General features: G+C 63.6%; 16 protein-coding genes and 1 other RNA gene. 10 read left to right on the forward strand and 7 right to left on the reverse strand.

Going from position 1 to position 23869, the window contains the following annotated elements; translation table 11 throughout:
- The 5 genes from rsmH to ACVNHC_RS08510 form a co-directional block, all read right to left on the reverse strand.
- Window positions 1-1044: a 16S rRNA (cytosine(1402)-N(4))-methyltransferase RsmH gene (gene rsmH, locus ACVNHC_RS08490; protein WP_050474248.1), complete on the reverse strand. Its 1044-nt coding sequence runs from the start codon at window positions 1042-1044 to the stop codon at window positions 1-3.
- A complete protein-coding gene (locus ACVNHC_RS08495) occupies window positions 1041-1508 on the reverse strand; it encodes a division/cell wall cluster transcriptional repressor MraZ (protein ID WP_019964113.1) in 468 nt (155 codons plus the stop codon). The genes rsmH and ACVNHC_RS08495 overlap by 4 nt, the downstream gene beginning before the upstream one ends.
- 322 nt (window positions 1509-1830) lie before the next feature.
- Window positions 1831-2231: RNase P RNA component class A (gene rnpB, locus ACVNHC_RS08500), an RNA gene on the reverse strand.
- Window positions 2232-2289: 58 nt separating this feature from the next.
- On the reverse strand, window positions 2290-5166 hold the full coding sequence (locus ACVNHC_RS08505; protein ID WP_457166983.1) for a DUF2339 domain-containing protein: 2877 nt from the start codon (window positions 5164-5166) through the stop codon (window positions 2290-2292).
- Window positions 5167-5310: 144 nt separating this feature from the next.
- Window positions 5311-7386: a putative bifunctional diguanylate cyclase/phosphodiesterase gene (locus ACVNHC_RS08510; protein WP_186391092.1), complete on the reverse strand. Its 2076-nt coding sequence runs from the start codon at window positions 7384-7386 to the stop codon at window positions 5311-5313.
- A gap of 168 nt (window positions 7387-7554) precedes the next feature.
- Here ACVNHC_RS08510 and ACVNHC_RS08515 point away from each other — a divergent pair, with 168 nt between their 5' ends.
- The 3 genes from ACVNHC_RS08515 to ACVNHC_RS08525 all read left to right on the forward strand — a co-directional run bounded on the left by ACVNHC_RS08515 (window position 7555) and on the right by ACVNHC_RS08525 (window position 10136).
- The gene (locus tag ACVNHC_RS08515; protein ID WP_244274560.1) at window positions 7555-8307 is read left to right on the forward strand and encodes a J domain-containing protein; all 753 of its coding nucleotides are present in this window, start codon (window positions 7555-7557) and stop codon (window positions 8305-8307) included.
- Window positions 8304-9062, forward strand: a complete 759-nt coding sequence (locus ACVNHC_RS08520) for an N-acetylmuramoyl-L-alanine amidase (protein ID WP_026355622.1) — start codon at window positions 8304-8306, stop codon at window positions 9060-9062. Before ACVNHC_RS08515 ends, ACVNHC_RS08520 begins: the two co-directional genes overlap by 4 nt.
- A gap of 525 nt (window positions 9063-9587) precedes the next feature.
- Window positions 9588-10136, forward strand: a complete 549-nt coding sequence (locus tag ACVNHC_RS08525; RefSeq protein WP_208982760.1) for a lytic transglycosylase domain-containing protein — start codon at window positions 9588-9590, stop codon at window positions 10134-10136.
- A gap of 66 nt (window positions 10137-10202) precedes the next feature.
- Here the strand turns inward: ACVNHC_RS08525 and ACVNHC_RS08530 are convergent, their stop codons facing one another.
- Complete coding sequence (locus tag ACVNHC_RS08530) at window positions 10203-10739, reverse strand: winged helix DNA-binding protein (protein ID WP_050474254.1); 537 nt, start codon at window positions 10737-10739, stop codon at window positions 10203-10205.
- A 358-nt stretch (window positions 10740-11097) separates the two neighbouring features.
- Between ACVNHC_RS08530 and ACVNHC_RS08535 the strand changes: the two genes are divergently transcribed.
- The 7 genes from ACVNHC_RS08535 (at window position 11098) to ACVNHC_RS08565 (ending at window position 22630) form a co-directional block, all read left to right on the forward strand.
- The gene (locus ACVNHC_RS08535; protein ID WP_457166984.1) at window positions 11098-12345 is read left to right on the forward strand and encodes an NAD(P)/FAD-dependent oxidoreductase; all 1248 of its coding nucleotides are present in this window, start codon (window positions 11098-11100) and stop codon (window positions 12343-12345) included.
- A gap of 80 nt (window positions 12346-12425) precedes the next feature.
- Entirely contained in the window at window positions 12426-13406 is a 981-nt protein-coding gene (locus ACVNHC_RS08540; RefSeq protein WP_457166985.1) for a TRAP transporter substrate-binding protein, read from the forward strand.
- 229 nt (window positions 13407-13635) lie between these two features.
- Window positions 13636-14172, forward strand: a complete 537-nt coding sequence (locus ACVNHC_RS08545; protein ID WP_050474256.1) for a TRAP transporter small permease — start codon at window positions 13636-13638, stop codon at window positions 14170-14172.
- Window positions 14173-14177: 5 nt separating this feature from the next.
- Window positions 14178-15485 (forward strand): TRAP transporter large permease, encoded by a 1308-nt coding sequence (locus ACVNHC_RS08550; RefSeq protein ID WP_050474257.1) that lies wholly within the window; start codon window positions 14178-14180, stop codon window positions 15483-15485.
- 149 nt (window positions 15486-15634) lie between these two features.
- The gene (locus tag ACVNHC_RS08555) at window positions 15635-19222 is read left to right on the forward strand and encodes a hydantoinase B/oxoprolinase family protein (protein WP_457166986.1); all 3588 of its coding nucleotides are present in this window, start codon (window positions 15635-15637) and stop codon (window positions 19220-19222) included.
- Window positions 19223-19375: 153 nt separating this feature from the next.
- Window positions 19376-20395, forward strand: coding sequence for a TIM44-like domain-containing protein (locus tag ACVNHC_RS08560; protein WP_457166987.1), 1020 nt, complete (start codon window positions 19376-19378; stop codon window positions 20393-20395).
- A 471-nt stretch (window positions 20396-20866) separates the two neighbouring features.
- On the forward strand, window positions 20867-22630 hold the full coding sequence (locus ACVNHC_RS08565) for a methyl-accepting chemotaxis protein (RefSeq protein WP_457166988.1): 1764 nt from the start codon (window positions 20867-20869) through the stop codon (window positions 22628-22630).
- 59 nt (window positions 22631-22689) lie between these two features.
- On the opposite strand, the gene ACVNHC_RS08570 is transcribed toward ACVNHC_RS08565, so the two are convergent.
- Window positions 22690-23832, reverse strand: a complete 1143-nt coding sequence (locus ACVNHC_RS08570) for an endonuclease/exonuclease/phosphatase (protein ID WP_457166989.1) — start codon at window positions 23830-23832, stop codon at window positions 22690-22692.
- Between the last annotated feature and the right edge of the window lie 37 nt (window positions 23833-23869).

Below are 23869 nucleotides of genomic sequence, written 5' to 3' on the forward strand. Positions count from 1 at the left end.
TCAGCCTCCAAGTCCCTTGAATTCCGCCAGATGCGGAACGCCAATGGCGTGAATATCCAGATCTCGCGCCGGAGCATCCGTCCGCCGCCCAGCCCTGAGGCGGGCCGAGCGGGCACGCGGGTTGGCCTGCGTCTCGCTCTCGTCCGGCTCCTGACCGCCCTTGACCACCAGTTCGAAGGTCGCCGGCGGCACATCCTCTTCCGGCATATGCCGGGAACCGCCACCGCGCGTGCGCGTGCGGTCGGCAAAGAACTTCTTCACGATCCGGTCTTCGAGGCTGTGGAAGCTGACGACCACCAGCCGCCCGCCGGGACGCAGAACCTTTTCCGCCGCCCCCAGCACGGACGCTGCCTGATGCAGCTCGCCGTTCACATAGATGCGCAGCGCCTGAAACGTGCGCGTCGCCGGATGGATGTGCATCTTCTTCGGCGAGCGCCCGACGACCTTCTCGATCAGCGCGGCAAGATCACCGGTGCGGGTGAAGGGCTGCTCCTTGCTCCGCTGCTCGATGGCGCGTGCCACCTGCCCTGCCCGCTTTTCTTCACCCAGAAGACCGATGATCCGGGTCAGATCCCGCGCCGGAAGCGTATTCACCACATCGGCCGCCGACGGCCCGGCCTGCTCCATGCGCATGTCGAGCGGCCCGTCGCGCATGAAGGAGAAGCCGCGATCGGCTTCATCCAGCTGCATCGAGGAAACGCCCAGGTCCAGCACGACGCCGTCCACGGCCTCGACGCCGAGCGACGCCAGATGCGTCTCGATATCGGCAAAGCGCCCCGGCACCAGCGTCAGCGCGCCATTCGAGGCTTCCACCAGCGGCTGACCGCCCGCGATGGCATCCGGATCCCGGTCAACGCCGATGACCTTCGCACCCGCAGCTAGAAACGCGCGGGAATAGCCGCCAGCCCCGAAGGTGCCGTCCACGACAACTTCACCCGGCTTCACGGACAGCGCCGAAAGAACCCCGTCAAGGAGGACGGGCACGTGGCGGACCAGTCCGCCAGCGCCTTCAGTCTCGTGACCTTCTGCGCGACCCGCCGTCATGCCGGTCCTCCTGACGCAGCAGCCGGGCTCATGCCCGACAGCATCGCAAGCGCGCGCTTCTGGGCCTCTGCGCGATGCTCACGAAAACGCTCCGGCTCCCAGAGCTGAAACTTGTAGCCCAGACCCGCGAAGGTGATCTGATCCGTCACGCCGGTCTGCTCGCGGATCATGTCGCTCAGGACAATGCGGCCATCGGAGTCGATCTTCGGCGTTTCACTGGCACCAAAGAGCGCAATGGCCAGCGCATCATGATCCGGCGACAGCTTGGCAAAGGCGGCAAGGCGCCCCTCGATCTCATTCACCAGCTCATTGCCGCCCGCATCAACCGCGGGCGCATGGGGAGAGGCAATGCAGTAAAGGCCCTCAAATCCGTCGCGTGCCAGCACGGCCCGGAACGGCGCAGGGATCGAAACACGCCCCTTCGCGTCCAGCCGGTTGGTAAAATGCGACACAAAGCCGGCCATGATCCCCTTTCAACGCGCCATCCTGGCGCCTGCTGCACTGGCAAAGTCTGAAACTTGCAAAACGAAACCGAGCGTCCCGGCACTCACGGGACAGCCCCTGAAAACAGCCGCCTCGAACGGAACCGGAGGCAGCTTCATGGGTTAATATGGGATAGCATGGGAGATCATGGGCGTCAATGGAATCAGGCGGATTCCACGGCTCGATGCCCTGTGCAATTGCCCCTTCCTCCACAAACATCAACATGGTTAATAAAATGCTGCCGGCGGCAGAAATGCTCCGGTTTCCGCGCAAGGCGGTGAACTTGATCCAAGGAGAGGAAAAGGTGTCAGCCGGCCTGTAAGCCGGGTTCTGTAAGGCACGGAAGCAAGCTTCCATACGCGACGGTCATTCATCTGGGACGCCTGTTGCCAGACGCCTCACGCAACCTACCCGGATGGCTGGCCAGGAAACCAACCCGGACCCGAAGGCCCTGTGCCATCCCTATTCGGTTTTGCTCCCGGTGGGGTTTACCGTGCCGCGTCCGTTACCGTCCGCGCGGTGGGCTCTTACCCCACCCTTTCACCCTTACCCCTTGCCCGAAGGCCGGGGCGGTTTGCTTTCTGTGGCACTTTCCCTGAGGTCGCCCTCGCCGGGCGTTACCCGGCACCGTGTTTCCATGGAGCCCGGACTTTCCTCCCCCGCGGCCTTTCGGCACTTGCGGCAGCGACCGTCCGGCCAGCTGACCGGCTCCCCTTACGGAGGAAACGGCAGCCGGTCAAGGACGCTTCTTGCGGGTCCCCTTCATGCAGAAGGCGGCTTGCGGGCAATCATGCGCTGGTAGAGGTAACCGATGGCGATCAGAACCGCGCCCAGCCCCAGGAAGGACAAGGCCCTCAGCACGCCCTGCAGCGAGGACATGTCGAACAGGAAGACCTTGACCACCACCAGCGCAACAATGGCGCCGGCCACCTGCCGCAGGCGCAGGCTGTCGCGCCAGAGCCCCGCCACCACGCCCGCCACGCCCAGCACCAGCCAGACGATGGAATAGACGTAGTTTTCCAGTTCGCTCACGGGTTCCGTGGTGAGGATCAGCGGGCTGAAGGCATGGCGGATGGTCAGGTTGACGAAGAAGACGCCCATGAGGCCTGCAAAGACCGTCACCAGCCAGACATATCCGGCCGGACGCACCGGGCGCGCCGCATAGGCCAAGAGGGCATAGATCACGAAGGGAACGCCATAGCCAAGCGTGACCCAGTTCAGCACCGGCGTATAACCGACAGGGGCGCCGGTCCAGAGCGGGTTTTCGCCCACGAGCGCCAGCCCGCCCGTCAGCATGCCGAGCACGCTGACCGTCATGGCTCCGCCGGAGAATACCAGGTTGCCCTTTGCCCCATCCGTGCCCGGCAGGATGCGGGTGAGGCCCAGAGACACCGAGCCGCCGGTGATCACCATCATGGCCGCCGCCTTGAACCGGCTGGCATCGGAATAGAACATGAAGGTGGGATCGATCGCATGCAGCGCCAGCATGGCCAGCGTAATGCTGACACCCGCGATGGCCATCGCCTGCAGGATGCGGGCCCACAGATCATCACGGGTGCGGGTCAGCGCCCATGCGGCCAGAACCAGACCCAGCGCCGGGATGCCGTAGCCGTAGAGCAGCTGGTTGAACACCGGCGTGATGCTGAGCTGACCGCCCGCGATGAACGGGTCCCACAGCAGGCGGCAGACATACGGCAGGATGGCGACGGGTGCGAGAACACGCAGGCCCTGTACCGGGTAGCGCAGATAGACGAACACGAAGGCAGGCACCAGGAGGCCCAGCGCCGTGGTCAGGAAGCTTCCCTCCAGAACGATGGCGATGGACAGGGCAAGGCCGCAGAGTGTTCCGGTGAACCAGGCCGCCACCGCTCCGGCACTGCCCGGATGCGTGTCCGCGACATCATCCCCGGCCTTCGGCCCGCGCACGGCAAAGAGCGCGGCCAGCCGGTCGCCGAAGAGCAGGAAGGCCGCGGACAGGGCAAGTCCGGTCACGGCAAACAGCGGCGATGCAGCAAGGCCTTCCACCCGCCACCAGGCAGCGGCAAGCAGGGCAAGGCTGCCGGCTACAGCCAGCGAGGCCAGAACGGCACGGGAGGCGGATTTCAGGCTGCCCGCAACACCAGCGGCCAGCAGAATGGCCCCGGTCACCAGCCCCAGCATGCCGAAGCGGGACAGCATGGCTTGCGTTTCGGCAGGCACCGGCGAAATTACCGGGCCGTAAGGGCCATCCACGCCGGCATAGGCGCCAAGGTCCCTGAGCGGCAGATCAAGGCCGGCATAGGCAGTCACCTGCACCAGCAGCGGCACCACGGCGGCATAGCGCAGGGCGCTGCAGCCATAGGCGAGCGCCAGCGGCACGGCAGTGAGAAGCAGCGTCTCCAGAACGAAGAGCGAAGCACTGTCCGACAGGCTGACATGGGCGAGGAAGGGCAGCGCCAGCGCGCTGAGCGCGGCCGTGGCGTACCAGTCCGGTTTTTCGGCTCTGTCCGGTGCAAAGTCATGGAAGCGCCAGACGAAGCCCGCCGCCGTGATGACATAGGCGCCTGCCAGATAAAGATCGAGCAGCAGCCGGTCTCCGGCATCGGCCGCCATTTCGAAAAGCAGCGCCCAGCCGAAGAGACCCGCCGCCGCAAGGCCCGCGAGCCACAGCCACAGCCGGATGCGCCCGACTGCCACCGCGGCAGCCGAAACGGCCAGCACATAGAGGACCGCCGGAAGGATCTGCGCACTGCCGGAAGACACAAGCATGGGCACCGCATAGCTGCCCGCAAGCCCGAGCGCGGCGAGCGCGGGCCCGTGCAGCAGGGCGGCAAACATGGTGAGGAGCGAGACGGCTCCCAGCAGCACGAAGGCGCCAGCCGGGCCGATCAGATCGTAGAGCGCATAGGCAGCGTAAACATCCGCAAACAGCGCCAGCGTGCCTGATGCGGTCAGAACTGCAGGAATATTGGCTGTGGCAAAGCCCGGCAGGGAGAAGGTGCCCGGCCGGCGGCGGGTCCACTCGCCAAGCCCCAGCAGGATCAGGCCCAGCGCCGCACCGGCCAGAATGCGGGCAAGCGGACCGAGGAGATCGTTCTCGACCGCAAAGCGCACGAGGAACACGGCACCGGCGGCAAGAGCGATGCCACCGGTCCAGATGGTCCATTTGCCGCCGATCTGCTGTTCACGGGCGGCGGCTGCGTCTCTGGCGTCCTGCGCCTCCCTTGCGTCATCCGGAGCCGCAGCCGCGCTGCGGCGGGCGGACGATGTGCGCGCGGCAGCCGCAAACGGGCCTGCGGGGCGTGCAGCTTCCCCGCTTTCGGGCTCTTCTGCGGGTCCGCTTTCCTCTGCCGGACCTGGGGTTTCCGGCTCATCCGCTTCTACAAAGAAATCATCAGCAGAAGGCTGCTGCGGGGCGGTTTCCGGCTGTTCGGGCACTGCCGATCCGGCATCCGTCTCCGGTGCAGCCCTTGCGGCAGCCTCATTCAGCTCCAGCCGCCGCTGCAGGCCGGTGACGATCTGCTGAAGGGCTGAAATCTCGCGTTTCTGCAGATCAATCTGCCGCTGCAGGCCGCCCGTCGTGCCATAGAGGATGAGCGGCAGAATGAAGCTGACGAACAGGAAGACCAGCGCGAAGCCGATCAGGAGCGTGAATTCCATATCCAAGGCTCGTCTCCGCAGACATGCAGATGCACAAAGTCAGCCTGCATCCTGACGCAGGCTGATCAGATTACCTAGTCTCATGTGAAAGGCTGACCTGTGACTTGCGCCACAGCCCGGAGCTTTTTGAGGACGCAGCCGCTCTCAGGCCGTCTGCTCTGCAGGCTCCCGGGCACCGGCCTCTTCCTCAGAAACTGCCGGAAGGGTGCGCTCGTCGATGACTTCCGGGCCTTTGACGGCGCCGGGACGGCCAAAGAGATAGCCCTGCACCAGATCGCAACCGGCTGCGCGCAGCAGCACCACCTGGTCCTGGTTTTCGACGCCCTCCGCCGTAATCAGCACGTCGAGCGAGCGGCCAAGGCCGATGATCGACGTGACGACGGCATCGGTGCCTGCATCCTTGCCGAGGTTCTTGATGAAGCTGCGGTCGATCTTGATCTTGTTGAAGGGGAAACGGTTCAGGTAGCTCAGCGAGGAATAGCCCGTGCCGAAGTCATCCATGGCGATGGTCACGCCCATGGCGCTGATGGCTTCCAGCGTTTCCACGACCGCTTCGGTATCGGCGATCAGCAGGCTTTCGGTGATCTCGATCTCGAGCCGCTTCGGATCAAGGCCGGATTCCTCCAGCGCTCTGGCCACCTTGCGCTGGGTTTCCCCTGCCTTGAACTGGGCCGGGGAGAAGTTGACGGCCACACGCAATGTCTTGTCATGCCACTCGGCCGCCTCACGGCAGGCCCGGCGCAGCACCCAGTCACCGATGTCCTCGATAAGGCCGGTGTCCTCAGCCACCGAGATGAACACGTCCGGAGAGATGGTGCCCTTGGTCGGATGCTCCCAGCGGATCAGCGCCTCATAGCCCTTCAGCGTGTTGTCATGCAGCGAGAACTGCGGCTGGTAGAGCAGGTCGAACTGATCATATTTCAGCGCCTTGATCAGCCCGGCTTCCACTTCCTTGCGCCGCTGCGCTTCCGCGTCCATTTCCGGCTGATACCAGAAGAAGGTGGAGCGGCCGGAGTGCTTGGCCCGGTACAGCGCCAGATCGGCGCAATGCAGCATGCGCGAGGAGCGCCAGTTGCCGTCATTGGCACGGGCAATACCCATGGACAGGGAGATCTGCAGCTCGATACCGTCAATGATGCAGGGCGGCTTGGTGGCCGCAATCATGTCACTGGCAAGTTTGGTGATCCGCGCCACATCGGAGATGGATGTCACCATCACCGCGAATTCGTCACCCGACAGGCGCGCCACCAGATGTTCCCCGAAGACCGCGCGCAGCCGGTCGGCGATCACCTGCAGGAAGATGTCCCCCGTACCGTGGCCATAGGTGTCGTTGACCGACTTGAACTTGTCCACATCGATCAGGATCACCGCCATGTTGCTGGCCTTGGCGTGGGTCACGCGCAGGGCTTCCGTCAGCTTGGCACTGAACAGCGCCCGGTTCGGCAGCGACGTCAGCGGATCATGATGGGCCAGGAATTCCATGTTGCGGCTGATGCGCACCACATCCCGGTAGCGGAACCAGAGCAGCAGGCCCACCGCAAGGGCGGAACTGACGGTGAGAACGGCAAGAAGGACCGTTGCCAGAAGAACCGTCCGGTTCGCCCCCGCCAGAACAGGGGCAATGTCGAGCGCCAGCAGATCAGCGGAGGTCACTGTGCTGCCATCGGCAACCGGAACAGTCACCAGCGCCACATCCTTCGCAGCGCCCCACCAGCTGTAGAATATGGTGACACGCGGCAGACCGCCGTCCTGGGCCAGTTCCAGCGCGCGGCGGACCGCCCCGCTGCCGACACCAGCCTCAACAAGGGCGGCAGGCACCTCCTGCGGCAGGATGCTGCCATTCTCATCCACCAGCGGCACCCTTGCATGGGCGCGCCTGGCAGACGACCCCAGATCCGCCGTCACGGCATCTGCAAAGCGCGTCAGCTCGAAGATATGCAGGGTGCCGTCATCAACCCCGGCAATATGCGGCACGAAGCTCTGGCTGAAGCTGCGCAGCCGAAGCAGCGCGCTGGACAGATCCTCCGTTTCACGACCCTGCCTCGCATCAAGGCGCAGGTCCGATTCGGTCCAGTTGCGCAGCGAGGATTCCAGCGCGTCGCCCACCAGCCAGCTGGACAGCAGCCGGTTGCTGACGAAAATGCCCAAAGACAGCGCAAACACGACAGCAAGCATGGTTGCTGCGGCCATCAGTTCCTGGCGGCTGATCGTGCGTTTCATAGCTGTCTGGACTACCCTGTTTACCAATGTCCCGGCAGCACCATACGCAGATGATGGTTTAGCCCAGGTGAATGAAAATCTGCCCTTACGTTATTTTGCCAACAGTGCGCCGGTAGGGGCTTGCGCGCCCCGTGCCGGTGCCTGTACTCGGGTGGGGAAGAAGCACCGGTGCCCGCCTTTGGCCAGACGGACACCCCGATCCCGGAGCCTGACGCGGTGAACATCTGGTCCAGCATTGGCGCCATCGTCTCAGCCATCGGCTCGGCCATTGGTTCAGGCGGTGCACAGCTGATCGACCGGCTGGTGCAGCTTGTCCTTGCCCGGCCGGAAGGAACATGCACGGTCGGCTTCACCGTCGCCATGATTGCCCTGTCGGCGAAAATGGCCAAGGCAGACGGCGTGGTGACGACCGACGAGGTCCTCGCCTTCCGCAAGCTGTTCGAGATCCCCGAAGGCGAGGAACGCAATGTCGCGCGCTTGTTTGATCTCGCCAAACAGGACATTGCCGGCTTCGATACCTATGCCAAGAAGCTGGCGGATCTCTTTCCCTATGACCGCAAGACCCTCTTCGACATTCTCGACGGCCTGTTCTTCATCGCCAAGGCCGACGGGCTGATCCACACGCAGGAGCTTGAGTTTCTGCGTGAGGTGGCACGGATTTTCGGCCTCGATGAGCGCGAGTTCAACAAGGTGGTTGCCCGCCATGTGCGCGACCGCAACGACCCCTATGCGGTTCTGGGCATCCATCCGGATGCATCAAACGAGGACGTGAAGGCGCATTACCGCCGCGAGGTGCGGGAAACCCACCCGGACGTGCTGATTGCCCGCGGCGTGCCCCAGGAATTCGTCCGTATCGCCAATGACCGTATGGCCGCCCTCAATGCGGCCTATGCCAAGATCAGTTCGGAGCGTGGCCTGTGAGTGTGAAGCCTGATTGCGGCGTGCCCGCCAGAGTGCACCCCTCCCCCAATCACAATGAACGCCGGGACGGCGCAGCGGTTGACATGATCATCCTGCATTACACCGGGATGCAGACCGCCGATGAAGCCCTGCAGCGCCTGTGCGACACGCGCGCGGAAGTCTCCGCCCATTATTTCGTCCATGAGGATGGCCGGATCCTGCAATGCGTGCCGGAAGCCCGCCGCGCCTGGCACGCGGGCAAGTCCTTCTGGAAGGGTGAGACGGACATCAACTCCCGCTCCATCGGCATCGAAATCGTCAATCCCGGCCATGAGTGGGGCTACCGGCCCTTCCCCGAGGCACAGGTCGAAGCGGTTCTGCACCTGTGCCAGGACATCATGCTGCGCCACCAGATGAAGCCTTGGCGCGTGCTGGCTCATTCCGATGTCGCCCCCGGCCGCAAGGAAGATCCGGGCGAGCTGTTTCCATGGAACGTTCTGGCCGCCGGCGGCGTTGCCCATCATGTGGACCCGGTTCCCGTGACCAGCGGCCGGTTCTTCCAGGAGGGCGAAAGCGGCCAGCCCATTGAGGCGCTGCAGTCGATGCTGGCAATCTACGGCTATGACGTGCCGGTGCAGGGGGAGTTCGACGCCCGCACCAAGGCGGCCGTCACTGCCTTCCAGCGCCATTTCCGCCCCGAAAGGGTGGACGGTATCGCCGATGCCTCCACCATTGCCACGCTGCACAAGCTGCTCACGGCCCTGCCCGAACTCTGACCTGCAGCCGGCGGGCAGCGGCAATGGCCGGAAACAGCCAGCATCAACCGGCAAGGCACGCTATTGTGCATAGCAACATCCGGGGCAAATCCTGAGATAAAGACGGGCGCTTTGATGGCTGAACGCTTCTCACCAAACAAGCGCCCCGCTTTTGCCCAGATCTGCATGATTTACCTATAAAACGCTTAAATATTTAACGGGCTACCCTTAATTTCCGTAACATTTCGTGATGATAGCGGGCCGATTTTGGCCCAAGCTGGCGGTCATTTCTCCCCCATCGAACCGCGGCAAGCCGCATTGACCTCAGCCGCGGGCAGCCCCCGGAAGACACTCACGGAGCCACATCACATGACCCAGACGCGCACCTCCCTGCGCCGGGCTTTCTATTGCCTTTTTTCTGTTGCGCTGACCCTGACCATGATGCCCGGCGAAAGCCTTGCCAAAAGCCGTGCAGCCGCTCCATCTCCCGAAGCCAGCGAAGCAGGCAGCGAAAACGCAAAACCCGAAATGCGCGAGGTCCTGGTCATGGTCGGAGGGCGTCTGACGCCTGCCCTCCGTCCCGTCACGGATGAAACGCCCGGTGGCCTGGTCGTCAAGCGGAGCAAGACCGCCGCAACCGAAGCCGGAACACAGGGCACCAGCGAAAGCGGCAAGGTGGCCGCTGCAAGCACTGCCGATGATGACAACAGCGTTGCCGGTCACAGTGCCTATGATCACCTGATCGCCGCTGCCGCCAAGCGTCATGGGGTTTCCGTGGAACTGGCCCACGCCGTGATCCGCGTGGAAAGCAACTACAACGCCCGCGCAAGGGGCCGCCATGGGGAGATCGGCCTCATGCAGATCAAGCCTGCCACCGCGCGTGGTCTCGGCTTCCGGGGCAAGGCGTCGGCACTCTATGATCCGGCAACCAATCTGGAATGGGGCATGCGCTATCTGGCCGGTGCTCAGGCCCGCGCCGGCGGCGACACCTGCGGCACGATCCTGCGCTACAACGCCGGCCACTTCGCCACCCGGATGAACGCCCGCAGCCGCCAGTATTGCGGCCAGGTGAAGCAGATCATCGCCTCGCTGTAACCGGATACGCATAAAAAAGGCGGCCGGATGGAGATGAAAGCCCCATCCGGCCGCCTCTTGCATTCCTTACATGGCCGCAGCTGCCCGCGCCGCCTGATCGTAGGAGCCGGAGACAGAGCGCAGGATGGCCGCAAGACGCGACAGTTCCTTCTCGTCAAAGCCGATGGCCTTGACCGGCTGCACCAGCAGCGCCTCGCGCAGGCGGCGGTACTCGAGACAGGCCTTTTCGCCTTCAGGCGTGATCGCCACCGTCTTTTCCTTGCCCCGCCGCCCCGAAACGATCAGCTTTGCGGCCTCCAGCTTCTTCAGCGCATAGGACACGGTGTAGGTATCCTCGATATTCAGCACGAGGCAGAGATCGGCCAGCGTCTTGGCCCTGCCCCGGTGATTGATCGAGTGCAGCACCTGGACGTCCAGCGGGCTCATGCCCGGCACACCAGCAGCAGCCATGCAGCGGACCATCCAGCGGTAATAGGCGTTGATCATCATCGTCACGCCGAACTCCACCTCCGACAGCGACGGCATGGCGCCAGAAGCCAGATGGGCGGCGGACACGACCGGACCAATCGGAGCCAGTTCCTGCGGTTCTTCTTTTTCTGTCATTGGTCCAGCACATCTCCCCGGTGCGAAATCCCACAATCAAACGCAGCTGCAAACTACCCGACAGATACGCGCCCCAGCAACAGACCCAAAGCCGGCCGCTTGCGCAGATACGACATGCACCTGCTGTTTTACCGGGCACTTTGCCGTCCCAATAATGCACCGGCATGAAAAGACCGCGCATTCCGGCGGCTTAACCGCAGATATTATGCTCGCAAATTCGTCAGGACAGCACCAGCCGAAACGGCGATGATTTATTGACATTTTATAGACGTCAATTAACGTCCCGGCAGGGACTGTGAGTTGGGAGGCTTTGCAGCATGACAGGAAGATCAAGCAGGCCGTTTGAGGCCGTTGCTGCATGAGCGTTTCCGGCCCCATTGCCGTCATCGGGGCAGGCATTGCCGGTGTATCAACCGCCGTCTGGCTCGCACGCTCAGGCGCCAATGTGATCCTGATCGACCGGCAGGAGCCGGGCGAGGCCACCTCCTTCGGCAATGGCGGCGTGCTTGCCGCCTGCGCCATCGTGCCGGTGACGGTGCCGGGCCTCATGCGCAAGGCGCCCGGCATGCTGATGGACCCGGACAGCCCCCTGTTCCTGCGCTGGCCCTATCTGCCGAAGCTGCTGCCCTTCCTCACCCGCTATCTTGCCAATTGCCGGGCCGACCGGGTGGAAGCGATTTCGCGCGGGCTGGCGCTGCTCAATGCCGACAGCCTCGCCCAGCATCAGGCGCTGGCCGGCGGCACGGAAGCCGAACGCTGGCTGGTGCCTTCCGATTACGTCTTCCGCTATCCGGACCGCGCCACCTTCGAGGGCGACAGCTTCGGCTGGAACCTGCGCCGTCAGGCCGGCTTCGAGTGGGACGAGATCGAGGGGGCCGCGCTGACGGACTATGATCCTTTGTTCAGCCCGAAAAACAGCTTTGCCGTGCGGCTGAAGAACCATGGCCGGATCAGTGATCCCGGCCGCTATGTGAAGGCCCTCGCCGGGCATTTTCTCTCACTTGGCGGAGCGTTCCGGCGCGCAGAGATATTCGATTTCCGCATTGGTCCGGACGGGCTGGAGGGCCTTGAGACAAGCGATGGCTTCATCGCCTGCGGCAAGGCGGTTCTGGCCACCGGTGTCTGGTCGAAGCCGCTGATGGCAAAGCTCGGCCTGTCCGCACCGCTGGAAAGCGAGCGCGGCTATCACCTCGAACTCATCGAGCCCAGCGCCATGCCGGCTGCCCCCACTATGATGACCTCGGGCAAGTTCGTGGTCACGCCGATGGAAGGCCGCATCCGGCTGGCGGGCATCGTCGAGTTCGGCGGGCTGGACGCAGGCCCGAGCGAAGCGCCCTTCGCGCTGCTGGAGCGGCAGGCCCGTGCCGCCATGCCCGGCCTCACCTGGCGCGAGACCAGCCGCTGGATGGGCCACCGCCCTGCCCCTGCCGACAGCCTGCCGCTGATCGGCGAGGTGCCCGGCTGCCGTGATGTGATCGCCGCCTTCGGCCATCATCACATCGGCCTGACCGCAGGCCCCAAGACGGGACGCTTCGTGTCTGGCATGCTGACGGGCCAGAAGACCAACTCCGATCTTTCCGCCTTCGATCCGGCACGGTTTGCCTGAAGGAAAAAGGCGCAAGACGCAAGAAGAACCAACCGGCCCAGGCAACGCATCCTGAGGCCAGAACCTGAGGGGAAGTAAGGATGACACGCATGATGAAGACCGCCATTCTGGCCAGTGTCTGCAGCGCAGCGCTGGCTCAGGCCGCCATGGCTGAAAAGTGGGACATGCCGCTGGCCTATCCGGCCAGCAACTACCACACCGAAAACGTTGTCGAATTCGCCGCCTGCGTGAAGGAAGCCACCGGCGGTGAGATCGATATCGTCGCCCATCCGAATGGTTCGCTCTTCGGCGGCGCCGACATCAAGCGCGCTGTCCAGACCGGTCAGGTGCCGATCGGCGAGCGTCTGCTTTCCGCCCATGCCAACGAGAACCCGCTGTTCGGCGTGGACAGCATTCCCTTCCTCGCAACCTCCTTTGAAGAGAGCGGCAAGCTGTGGGACGCGGCCGGCCCGGCCGTCGCCGAAGCGCTGGACGAACAGAACCTCATCCTCATCTACACCGTGGCCTGGCCGCCGCAGGGCCTCTATTTCAAGAAGGAAGTGAGCTCGGTTGCCGACATGAAGGGCACCAAGTTCCGCGCCTATAATGCCGCCACCTCCAAGATCGCCGAGCTGACCGGCATGGCGGCCGTGCAGATCGAGGCTGCCGAAGTGCCGCAGGCCTTTGCCACGGGCGTGACCGAGTCCATGATGTCCTCCGGCGCAACCGGTTTCGACAGCAAGCTCTGGGAAAGCGGCGTCACCAACTTCTATGAAGTGAACGCCTGGCTGCCGCGCAACGCCGTCCTCGTCAACAAGGACAGCTACGCCGCCCTGACCGATGCCCAGAAGGCCGCCTTCACCGATTGCGGTGCCAAGGCTGAAGCCGCCGGCCTCGAAAAGGCCATCGCCTACACCACCAAGACGCTGGACGGCCTCGCCGCCAACGGCATGAAGGTGGCCCCGCCCTCCGATCAGCTGAAGGCGGACCTGCAGGCCGTGGGCGAGACCATGACCAGCGACTGGCTGGCCGCCGCCGGTGACAAGGGCAAGGCCGTCATCGACGCCTACAAGGCGCAGTAATCCCTGAAGCCAGCCTGTCCGGAGTTCTCTGGACAGGCCCATTCCCCCCCCCGCCTGTCCGGATATATCCGGACAGGCCCATTCCCGAAGTCTTGCGACTGGCAGGTTCCCGCGCGCAAGGTTTCCGGCATGGTGCCTGAAGGGGCAAAAAGGCTGGCGCTGCAAGGTGCCGGAAAGCCGAACCCTTTCAAAAAGAAAGGGCAGGCGCCATGGCGAAGAGGGGAACCTGATGCTTGAAAGATCCGGACATGCGCTGCTGCGCGTCCTTGATGGCCTGTACCGGGCCGGAGCCGTGCTTGCGGCAATCAGCCTGGTGATGATCCTTGTCATCATCGTTGCACAGATGGGCGCCCGCTGGCTGGGCATCACCTTTCCAGGAGCCGCCAATTATGCCGGCTATGCCATGGCCTCCGCGTCTTTCCTTGCCTTTGCCCATGCGCTGAAAAGCGGCACGCACATCCGTGTCGGGCTGCTGCTGAACCTTGCCGGGCGGCATGTGCGCTGGGTTGAGGCCTGGTGCCTTGCCATCGGCTCGGCGCTTGGCTGGTATCTGACCTGGTATGCGGTGAAAGCCGTCTACTGGTCCCGCAAGCTGCATGACATCAGCCAGGGGCAGGATCAGACGCCGCTCTGGATCCCCCAGTCGGCCATGGCTGCAGGCGCTGCCCTGCTTGCCATCGCTCTTACTGAAAGCTTCTTCCGGGTGCTCGTCACCGGCCGCACCGGCATTGCTGCCGGCACCGGCGAACAGTCCCACGCGGAGTAAGCCCGATGGAAGCCATTGCTCCGATTGTCATTTTTCTCTTCGTCCTGTTCCTGCTGCTGGGCACCGGCGTGTGGGTGGGCCTTGCCCTGCTGGGCGTCGCCTATGTCGGTATGGAACTCTTCACCTCGCGCCCGGCCGGTGACGCGATGATCACCGTCATCTGGGCGGCCTCATCCTCCTGGACGCTGACGGCCCTGCCGCTGTTTATCTGGATGGGCGAGATCCTCTACCGCACCCGCCTGTCGCAGGACATGTTCCGCGGCCTTGCCCCCTGGATGGGCGGACTGCCCGGCGGGCTGATGCATACCAATGTTGCGGGCTGCACCGTCTTTGCCGCTGTCTCCGGCTCCTCTGCCGCAACGCTCACGACCGTCGGCAAGATGACCATTCCGGAACTGCGCAAGCGCGGCTATCCGGAAAAGACCATCATCGGCACGCTGGCAGGCTCCGCCACGCTCGGCCTGATGATCCCGCCGTCGCTGACGCTGATCGTCTATGGCGTGACGACGAATGAATCCATCACCCGCCTGTTCATGGCCGGCGTCATTCCCGGCCTCGTGCTGGCCGCCCTGTTCATGGGCTATATCGCCGTCTATTCCAAGGTTTCGAAGGACTATAATCCAAAGCCCGAACCGGTAATGTCCTTCGGCGAGAAATTCAGGAACTCCCGCTTCCTGCTGCCCGTCCTGGCGCTCATCGTGGTGGTCATCGGCTCCATGTATGCAGGCCTTGCCACGGCAACGGAAGCAGCCGCCCTCGGCGTCATCGGATCACTGCTTCTGGCACTGGCGCAAGGCTCGCTGACGTGGAAGTCCTTCGGCGAAAGCCTGATGGGCGCCACCCGCACTTCGGCCATGGTGGCCCTCATTCTGGCGGGTGCCGCCTTCCTGTCGCTCTCCATGGGCTTCACCGGCCTGCCGCGCGCGCTCGCAGGGTGGATCGGCGGCATGGAGCTTTCCAAGTTCCAGCTGCTGCTGGCGCTGCTGGTGTTCTACATCGTCATCGGCTGCTTCCTGGATGGCATTTCCTCCGTGGTGCTGACCATGGCGGTGGTGGAGCCGATGATCCGTCAGGCCGGCATTGATGTGCTGTGGTTCGGCATCTTTATCGTGGTGGTGGTCGAAATGGCACAGATCACGCCGCCTATTGGCTTCAACCTGTTCGTTTTACAGGGCATGACCAGCCATCCGATGTCCTACATCGCCCGTGCCGCCCTGCCGATGTTCTGCATCATGGTGGTGATGGTGATGCTGCTGATCGTGTTCCCCGAACTGGCCACATGGCTGCCCATGAATATGGCGAACAGAGGGTAAGCCCTTCGGGCCGCGATGCGTCAGCGTCGCAAGGGCCCGGGGCGAAGGACAAACGGCAAGTTGATTTCAAAAATAATTTATCGACAAAATGTCGATAAAAACATAACTTGAAATCCAGCCATGGAAGAACCGTACCCAGAGGGACGAAAATGAACGGTCAGTGGGATTTCTGGATTGATCGCGGCGGCACCTTCACCGACATCGTCGGCCGCACGCCCGATGGGACAATCCGCGCGCATAAGGTGCTTTCGGAAAACCCGGAAGCCTACCGGGACGCCGCCGTGCAAGGCATCCGCGAATTGATGGGCCTGGCCGCAGGGGACCCGATCCCCTCCGGCGCCATCGCCACGGTGAAGATGGGCACGACGGTCGCAACCAACGCCCTGCTGGAGCGGAAGGGCGAGCGCACGGCGCTGATCACCACCAAGGGCTTCCGCGACGCGCTGGCCATCGGCTATCAGGCCCGGCCGGACATTTTCGCCAAGGAAATCATCAAGCCGGAACTGCTCTACGAGAGCGTCCACGAGGTGAGCGAGCGCCTGCGCGCCGATGGCACGCTGGAAACGCCGCTGGACGAGGCGGAAGCCCGCGCAGCGCTGGAAGCAGCGTGGAACGATGGCATCCGCTCCGTCGCCATCGTCTTCATGCACGCCTATGCCTATCCGGACCACGAGAAGCGCGTTGCGGCCATCGCCCGCGAGGTGGGCTTCCCGCAGATCTCCGTCAGCCATGAAGTCTCGCCGCTGATGAAGCTGGTGGGGCGCGGCGACACCACGGTGGTGGACGCCTATCTCTCGCCGATCCTGCGCCGCTATGTGCGGCAGGTGCAGGAAGAGCTGGGCGAAGGCCCGCGCCTGATGTTCATGCAGTCCTCCGGCGGCCTGACGGCGGCGGACCTGTTCCAGGGCAAGGACGCGATCCTCTCCGGCCCGGCAGGCGGCGTTGTCGGCGCGGTCGAGACCTCGCGGCTTGCAGGCTTCGACAAGGTCATCGGCTTTGACATGGGCGGCACCTCGACGGATGTCTGCCATTTCGACGGCACCTATGAACGTGCTTTCGAAACGGAAGTGGCCGGTGTGCGCATGCGTGCGCCGATGATGATGATTCACACGGTGGCCGCCGGCGGCGGCTCGATCCTGCATTACCGGGATGGGCGCTTCCAGGTCGGCCCGGATTCGGCAGGCGCCAACCCCGGCCCGAAGTGTTACCGGCGCGGCGGCCCGCTGGCCGTCACCGATGCCAATGTCATGACCGGCAAGCTGATCCCGGATTTCTTCCCGAAGATCTTCGGCCCGAACCGGGACGAGGCGCTGGACGCAGATGCCGTGAAGACGGCCTTTGCCGAACTGGCGGACAAGATCGGCAAAGGGCGCAAGCCGGAGGAAGTGGCCGACGGCTTCCTGCGCATTGCCGTCGAGAATATGGCCAATGCCATCAAGAAGATCTCCGTGCAGCGCGGCTATGACGTGACGGGCTATGCCCTCACCTGCTTTGGCGGTGCGGGCGGCCAGTCCGGCTGCATGGTGGCCGACAGCCTCGGCATGGAAACGGTGATCCTGCATCCCTTCTCCGGCATTCTCTCGGCCTATGGCATGGGCCTTGCCGACATCCGCGCCAGCCGCCAGCAGGCGGTAATCAAGCGGCTGGAAGAGGCACTGATGCCCGCGCTCGATACCTTGCGCGCCGAGCTTGCCGCCCAGACCGAGGCCGAGCTGAAGGCACAGGGTGTGACGGGGAATGACTGCGAAACGCTGGCTCGTGCGCATCTGCGCTACGAGGGCACCGACACGCCCCTGCCCGTGCTGCTGGCGAGCCCCGCAGAAATGATGGCCGCCTTCGAGGAAGCCCACCGCAAGCAGTTTGGCTTTGCCTATGAGAACAAGCCGGTGGTGGTGGAAGCCCTCGAGGTGGAAAGCTCCGGTGGCGGCGCAGGCATCACCGAGCCGGATCATCCGCTCACCGAAGGCACGCCGGAGCCCGCCCGCACCACCCGCGTCTATGCGTCCGGCCAGTGGCATGAGGCAGGCGTCTACCTGCGTGCGGGCCTCAAGCCCGGCATGAAGGTGCCCGGCCCTGCCCTTGTCATCGAGCCGCATGCGACAATCGTCGTGGAGCCGGGCTGGCAGGCGGAGATCAACGTCAAGGATCACGTGATCCTGCGCCGCGTCGTGCCGCTGGAACGCTCCGCCGCCATCGGCACCCATGCCGACCCGGTCATGCTGGAAGTGTTCAACAACCTGTTCATGTCCATCGCCGAACAGATGGGCCTGACCCTGCAGAACACCGCCTATTCGGTGAACATCAAGGAGCGTCTGGACTTCTCCTGCGCCGTGTTCGACCGCAACGGCGCGCTGGTGGCCAATGCGCCGCACATGCCGGTGCATCTGGGCTCCATGGACCGGTCCGTCGAGACGGTGATCAAGCTCAACCAGGGCCAGATCCGTCCCGGCGACGTCTTCGCCCTCAACGCCCCCTACAACGGCGGCACCCACCTGCCGGATATCACCGTCGTCTCGCCGGTGTTTGACGATGCGGGGGAGGAAATCCTGTTCTGGTCCGCCAGCCGCGGCCACCATGCGGATGTGGGCGGCTCAGCCCCCGGCTCCATGACCCCGCTTGCCACCACGGTGGACGAAGAAGGCGTGCTGATCGACAACTTCAAGCTTGTCGATCAGGGCCGGTTCCGCGAGGCGGAGCTGATCGAGCTGCTGACTTCCCATCCCTATCCCGTGCGCAACGTCCACCAGAACGTTGCCGACCTGAAGGCGCAGATTGCAGCCAACGAGAAGGGCATTCAGGAACTGCGCAAGATGGTCGCCCACTTCGGCCTCGACGTGGTGCAGGCCTATATGGGCCACGTGCAGGACAATGCCGAGGAAAGCGTGCGCCGGGTGATCTCGGCCCTGAAGGACAGCGCCTGCGACTACCCGACCGATCAGGGCTCGGTGATCCGCGTGAAGATCACCGTCGACAAGGACAAGCGCGAGGCAACCGTTGACTTCACCGGCACCAGCCCGGTGGCGGCCAACAACTTCAACGCACCGGAGCCGGTGACCCGCGCGGCCGTGCTCTACTGCTTCCGCGTCATGGTGGACGGCCACATTCCGATGAATGCGGGCTGCCTCAGGCCCATCCGCATCATCCTGCCCGATGGCTGCATGCTGAAGCCGGAATATCCGGCGGCCGTTGTGGCGGGCAATGTGGAGACCTCGCAGCACGTCACCAATGCGCTGTTCGCGGCACTGGGGGCCATGGCCAACAGTCAGGGTTCCATGAACAACCTGACCTTTGGCAACAACACCTACCAGTACTACGAGACCATCTGCTCCGGCTCGCCCGCCGGTCCCGGCTTCAACGGCACGGACGGGGTGCATGTGCACATGACCAACTCCCGCCTGACCGATCCGGAAGTGCTGGAGTTCCGCTTCCCCGTGCTGCTGGAGGACTTCCACATCCGCAAGGGCTCGGGCGGCAAAGGCAAATGGTCCGCAGGCGGCGGCACCCGCCGCACCCTGCGCTTCCTGGAGAAGATGGATCTCGCCATCCTCGGCTCCCACCGCACCATCGCCCCGAAGGGCATGGAAGGCGGCGAGGACGGGCAGCTTGGCCGCACGGAAGTGCGCCGTCTCGACGGGCACATCGAGGTGCTGAAGGGCTGCGACCAGACCGTTCTGGAGCCCGGCGAGGCAGTGACCATGATCACCCCCACGGCCGGCGGCTGGGGCCGCCCGGACTGACCATTCCCCGAGGGGGCGGAGCCGGATGGTTCCGCCCCTTTTTTCATACGCATAAGCCACACACGCAATAGTCATTTGCACTGGTAATACGGCCGCCATACTCCCATATGACGAGGGTTATTCTCGACCTGAGCCTATTGGAGGAAATGCCTGATGCCTGCTGCCGCCCGCCGGATGCGCAAGACGACAGCCGCCCTTGCCCTTGGAATCGCGACGCTTTTTGCCGCCGTTGAATATGCCGAAGCCCGCCGGGCCGGCAGCAGCGGCTTCGGCAGCCGTGGCAACCGCACCTATTCCGCCCCCGCCCCGACCAACACCGCCCCCGGCACCGCCGCCCCCATGCAGCGCACCATGACGCCGCAGCCCGCACAGGGCCAGCAGGCGGCACCGGCCGCAGCCGCACGGCAGCAGCAGGCAGCCCAGCCCTCACGCGGGCTTTTCGGCGGCATGGGCGGCGCGCTGCTCGGCGGCCTGCTCATGGGCGGCCTCTTCGGCATGCTGTTTGGCGGCGGGCTGGGCGGCTTTGCCGGTTTCCTCGGCCTGATCCTGCAGGTGGCCCTGATTGCGGGCATTGCCATGCTGGTCATGCGTTTCCTTGGCGCACGGCGTCAGCAGCCGGCAGCTGCTGCAGCCGGTGGCGCACGCCCGGACCTGCGCACCAGCGCAGGCGGCAATGCGGGCAACCCCTTCAGCTTCGGCGGCAATGGCGGCGGCAACGCCAGCCCGGCAGCCTCCGCACCGGTGCAGGCCCCTGTCATGGACACGCCGCTTGAGCTGGAAGCTACCGATTTCGACCGCTTCGAACAGATGCTGGCCGAGGTGCAGGAAGCCTATGGCCGCGAGGACTATGCCGCCCTGCGCCGTCTGGCGACGCCGGAGGCCATGTCCTTCCTCGCCGAAGAACTGGGTGAACTCGCCTCCTCCGGCAAGCGCAACAGCGTTTCGGATGTGAAGCTGCAGCAGGGCGATCTTTCGGAAGCCTGGAGCGAGGGCAACGACGACTATGCAACGGTCGCCATGCGCTTCTCCGCCCTCGACGCCATCCTCGACCGCAACTCCGGACGCGTGCTTTCGGGCAGCCTCGAAGAGCCGCAGGAAAGCACCGAACTGTGGACCTTCCGCCGCCAGAATGGCGGGGAATGGGTGCTCGCCGCCATTCAGGGCACCGACTAACACCAAGGCTCTGAGATGCTGACGCATCACGCCTTGAAAATGCTCAAACGCCGCACGGGCTTGACCAAACATCGATGAGCCAAGCTCATCGAGGTTTGGTCTAACATCCCGCAGCTGACCCAACTGTCTCGAAGAAGCCGCCCCGCACCGGGCGGCTTTTTTTTGTGATCACCCCTCTCCAGAAACGTCTACCGCCCCACTACACTTCGCCACCATGGCGTTGATTTGCATTTTACATAAGCAAAACTACTCAACTGGCGTCAATATCGATATTTCATAGCGTGATTTTTGACAATGAAACCTTGGGTAAGTAGAAATATTTCCGAAAACAAAACGCAACCAAAGGTTATTTTTATATTTTTGTTAATTCACTAACCGAAATATCAGGGCACACCAAATAATGACGCAGAGTCAGATACACAACCTGACCGATTGACGAACTGAAGCCGTTTCGCAGCACAGGATTTAAAGATGACATCCTCGCGTTCCCACATCAGCCGCTTCCGTTCAATCGCGGCGAAAATTTTATCCCTCGTCGCATTCCTCGGCGCAATGATGATCCTCATTGCCGCGACAGGCATTCTGCAGATGCAGAAAATCGGCGGAGAACTGACTGAAATTGCAGAGGAGACTATTCCGCTGACGGTCAATGTCACGAATGTCACTCTGCATCAGATGGAACAGGCGCTGCTGCTCGAACGGCTTCTCAGAGCGGCCGGCCTGGCAGCTTCCGAAGCCACCGGCACGGTTTCAAGCCTTACGGCAAGCCTGACGAAGCTGGCTGAAACCGTCCAGAAAGAGATCCTTGAGGCAGAAGATCTGGCTCAGCACGGCATAAAGCTCGCGACGACAGCCGAGAACCGGCGCAAATACGAAACCGTTCTCCAACAGCTGAAGCGCATCGAAAAGGAACATAACACCTACGACGATCACATCGGGGAAGTGGTCGCCCAGATCAGCGCCGGCGACCTCGGCAAGGCCTCGGCATTGGCCGTGGAAATTGAGCGCGAACAGCACGCCTTGAACGCGGAGCTGGCGGCACTGACGGCAGATCTCAACAGTTTCACAGAAGCATCCGCGCGCGAAGCCAAGGAGCATGAGTTGCACGGGCTGAGGCTCATGGCGATTGTGTCCCTCATCGCCATAGCTGCAGGCACTGCCATTGCGCTGCTGATTTCCATCTTCGGGATCAGCCGCCCGCTGCGCAATGTCGTCCACGCCCTCAACCGCCTGGCACAGGATGATACAAGCGTCCAGCTCAAGGTGCGCAGCCGCGACGAAATCGGCGCACTGGCCGTTGCCTTCGAAGCCTTCCGCGAGAAAACCATCGAGATCAAGCGTCTGCAGGCCCAGGCAAAGGAGGAGGAAGAGCGCATCGAGCAGGAAAAGCGCGACGCGACACTTCGCCTTGCGGATAATCTGGAGGCGACGGTCAAGGGCGTCTCGGACAGCATCTCCACTGCCGTGAAGGAGCTGGAAGCCACCGCACAGATGATGGCCAGGAATGCCAACGACACGTCCTCCACGGCCAACACGGTGGCTGCAGCAGCAGAAGAATCGAGCCGCGGCGTGCAGACGGTTGCTTCCGCTGCCGAAGAACTCGCCGCCTCCATCGGCGAGATCAGCCGCCAGGTGACAGCTGCTCTGGGAGCAGCCGGCACCACCACCGAGAACGCGCGCAGTTCCAGCGAAACGGTTGGCGTATTGGCTGCCTCCGCCCGCAGGATCGACGATGTGGTGAAGCTCATCAACGACATCGCCGCCCAGACCAACCTGCTCGCCCTCAACGCCACCATCGAGGCCGCACGGGCCGGAGAGGCAGGCAGGGGCTTTGCCGTGGTTGCCGGCGAAGTGAAGGCACTCGCCACTCAGACCGGACAGGCAACTGAAGACATCAGCCGCCAGGTCGGCGAAATGCAATCCGGCGCCTCCCTCACCTCCTCAGCCATCGAGGCGGTGGTGACTGCCATCAGCCAGATCAACGGCCAGATTTCAGCCATCGCATCGGCCATCGAGGAGCAGAATGCGGTGACCTCCGAAATCGCCCGCAATGTCCACGAAGTGGCACAGGGCAGCGATGAAATCACCCGCAGCATCGGCGCCGTCCGGGAAAGCGCCATGGATTCAAGCTCCGGCGCCCGTCAGGTTCTGTCCACCGTGGGCGTACTGTCGGAACAGTCCCGGAACCTGCAGAACGAGCTCGGCACTTTCCTGCGGAACATCCGGGCGGCCTGACGGAGGCTGGCAAGGCTTCAGTGGCAAGCGGGGCAGCCGCAAGGCTGCCCCGTCAAGTTTCAGGCTGGAGCCCGCCGGTCGAAATGCATCGAGACCGGCTTGTGATCGCTTGTCATGGCAAAGGCTGGCCGCGTTCCCGTAATGGCGTGATGGACGTCATGCTCCACCAGCCCTCCCCCCTGCCGCGCCCGGAAGCTGTTTGCCGTTACCTGCCGGTTGCCGGTGAAGGTCTGGCTGAACAGGATGTGATCCAGCAGGATCCGCGGACTGCGGCCGGGATCCAGCCTGTCGCGGAAGAAAACCGACCAGCGTTCCTCCTCCGGCGCGTCAAACAGGGCGTGATTGAGGAAGCGGCGGGCAAAGAAGATTTCGCCCTGCAGCGTGCTGATCAGGTCGTGATAGAGAAACCGGCGCTCGATCCGCTCCTTGCCCGGCCCGTCATTCAGATCGCCCAGCACGATCAGCGGCGCGCTTGCATCTGCGGCAAAGCGGGCATCGATATAGTGCCGGACATCCGTGCACTCAGTCGTGATCTTGACGCGGGAGTTGATCAGGTCAGCCACAAGCCCCGGATTGTTGTCGAAGAAGGCGGCATCCGTCACATCGCCCCTGCCGGAGGTGCGGGTGATCTTGCTCTTGAGATGACAGCCGATGAATTCGATGCTCACCCCATCCACATTGGCCAGCAGCACCTGCGGATGGCGCCAGTGACTGTGATTGCGGGTGATGCGGAACAGGAGCTGGCCATCCCGGAACTCCGGAAAGGCGACATCCCAGCTTCCAGCCCTGTGTTCTCCGCCGGAATTGGCCTCGGTCAGGCGCTTCCACTGGTCCAGATGAAGCAGTGAACCGGAAAGGGCGGGAATGTCCCGCAGCAGGAACCAGATCCACTGGCGGCCGGTCACCGCATCCGTGCCCTGCATACCATAGGTCCTGCGGTCATCCGAGCCGCGCGTGACAAGCTTGTAGCCGGGCGCCGCCCTCTCGAAAAAGCGCTTCGCCCGGTCCTCTCCATTCGGTCCCTCGCTGATCATCAGCACATCGGCCGCAAGGGCGGTGATCTCGTCGCGCACTGCGGCAAGGCGGGCCTCGGCTTTCTCCCGGACGCCGTCTGAGGCGGCCTCGAGATCATCGAGCAGCTTGTCCGCATGCTCGATGTTCCAGCACGTCACCTTGAAACTCTGGATCCTGTTGCCTGTCATAAGCACCTCCCTTGCCCTAACGGAAAGCAATTTAGGC

Source organism: Pannonibacter sp. Q-1, assembly GCF_054073275.1.

Excerpts from the sequence above, each read along its gene's own strand:
- ACVNHC_RS08570 (WP_457166989.1), bottom strand. The coding sequence starts at position 23,832 with ATGACAGGCAACAGGATCCAGAGTTTCAAGGTGACGTGCTGGAACATC.
- rsmH (WP_050474248.1), bottom strand. The coding sequence starts at position 1,044 with ATGACGGCGGGTCGCGCAGAAGGTCACGAGACTGAAGGCGCTGGCGGA.
- ACVNHC_RS08540 (WP_457166985.1), top strand. The coding sequence starts at position 12,426 with ATGACACGCATGATGAAGACCGCCATTCTGGCCAGTGTCTGCAGCGCA.
- ACVNHC_RS08545 (WP_050474256.1), top strand. The coding sequence starts at position 13,636 with ATGCTTGAAAGATCCGGACATGCGCTGCTGCGCGTCCTTGATGGCCTG.
- ACVNHC_RS08565 (WP_457166988.1), top strand. The coding sequence starts at position 20,867 with ATGACATCCTCGCGTTCCCACATCAGCCGCTTCCGTTCAATCGCGGCG.
- ACVNHC_RS08510 (WP_186391092.1), bottom strand. The coding sequence starts at position 7,386 with ATGAAACGCACGATCAGCCGCCAGGAACTGATGGCCGCAGCAACCATG.
- ACVNHC_RS08495 (WP_019964113.1), bottom strand. The coding sequence starts at position 1,508 with ATGGCCGGCTTTGTGTCGCATTTTACCAACCGGCTGGACGCGAAGGGG.
- ACVNHC_RS08555 (WP_457166986.1), top strand. The coding sequence starts at position 15,635 with ATGAACGGTCAGTGGGATTTCTGGATTGATCGCGGCGGCACCTTCACC.
- ACVNHC_RS08505 (WP_457166983.1), bottom strand. The coding sequence starts at position 5,166 with ATGGAATTCACGCTCCTGATCGGCTTCGCGCTGGTCTTCCTGTTCGTC.
- ACVNHC_RS08560 (WP_457166987.1), top strand. The coding sequence starts at position 19,376 with ATGCCTGCTGCCGCCCGCCGGATGCGCAAGACGACAGCCGCCCTTGCC.
- ACVNHC_RS08530 (WP_050474254.1), bottom strand. The coding sequence starts at position 10,739 with ATGACAGAAAAAGAAGAACCGCAGGAACTGGCTCCGATTGGTCCGGTC.
- ACVNHC_RS08525 (WP_208982760.1), top strand. The coding sequence starts at position 9,588 with ATGGTCGGAGGGCGTCTGACGCCTGCCCTCCGTCCCGTCACGGATGAA.
- ACVNHC_RS08535 (WP_457166984.1), top strand. The coding sequence starts at position 11,098 with ATGAGCGTTTCCGGCCCCATTGCCGTCATCGGGGCAGGCATTGCCGGT.
- ACVNHC_RS08550 (WP_050474257.1), top strand. The coding sequence starts at position 14,178 with ATGGAAGCCATTGCTCCGATTGTCATTTTTCTCTTCGTCCTGTTCCTG.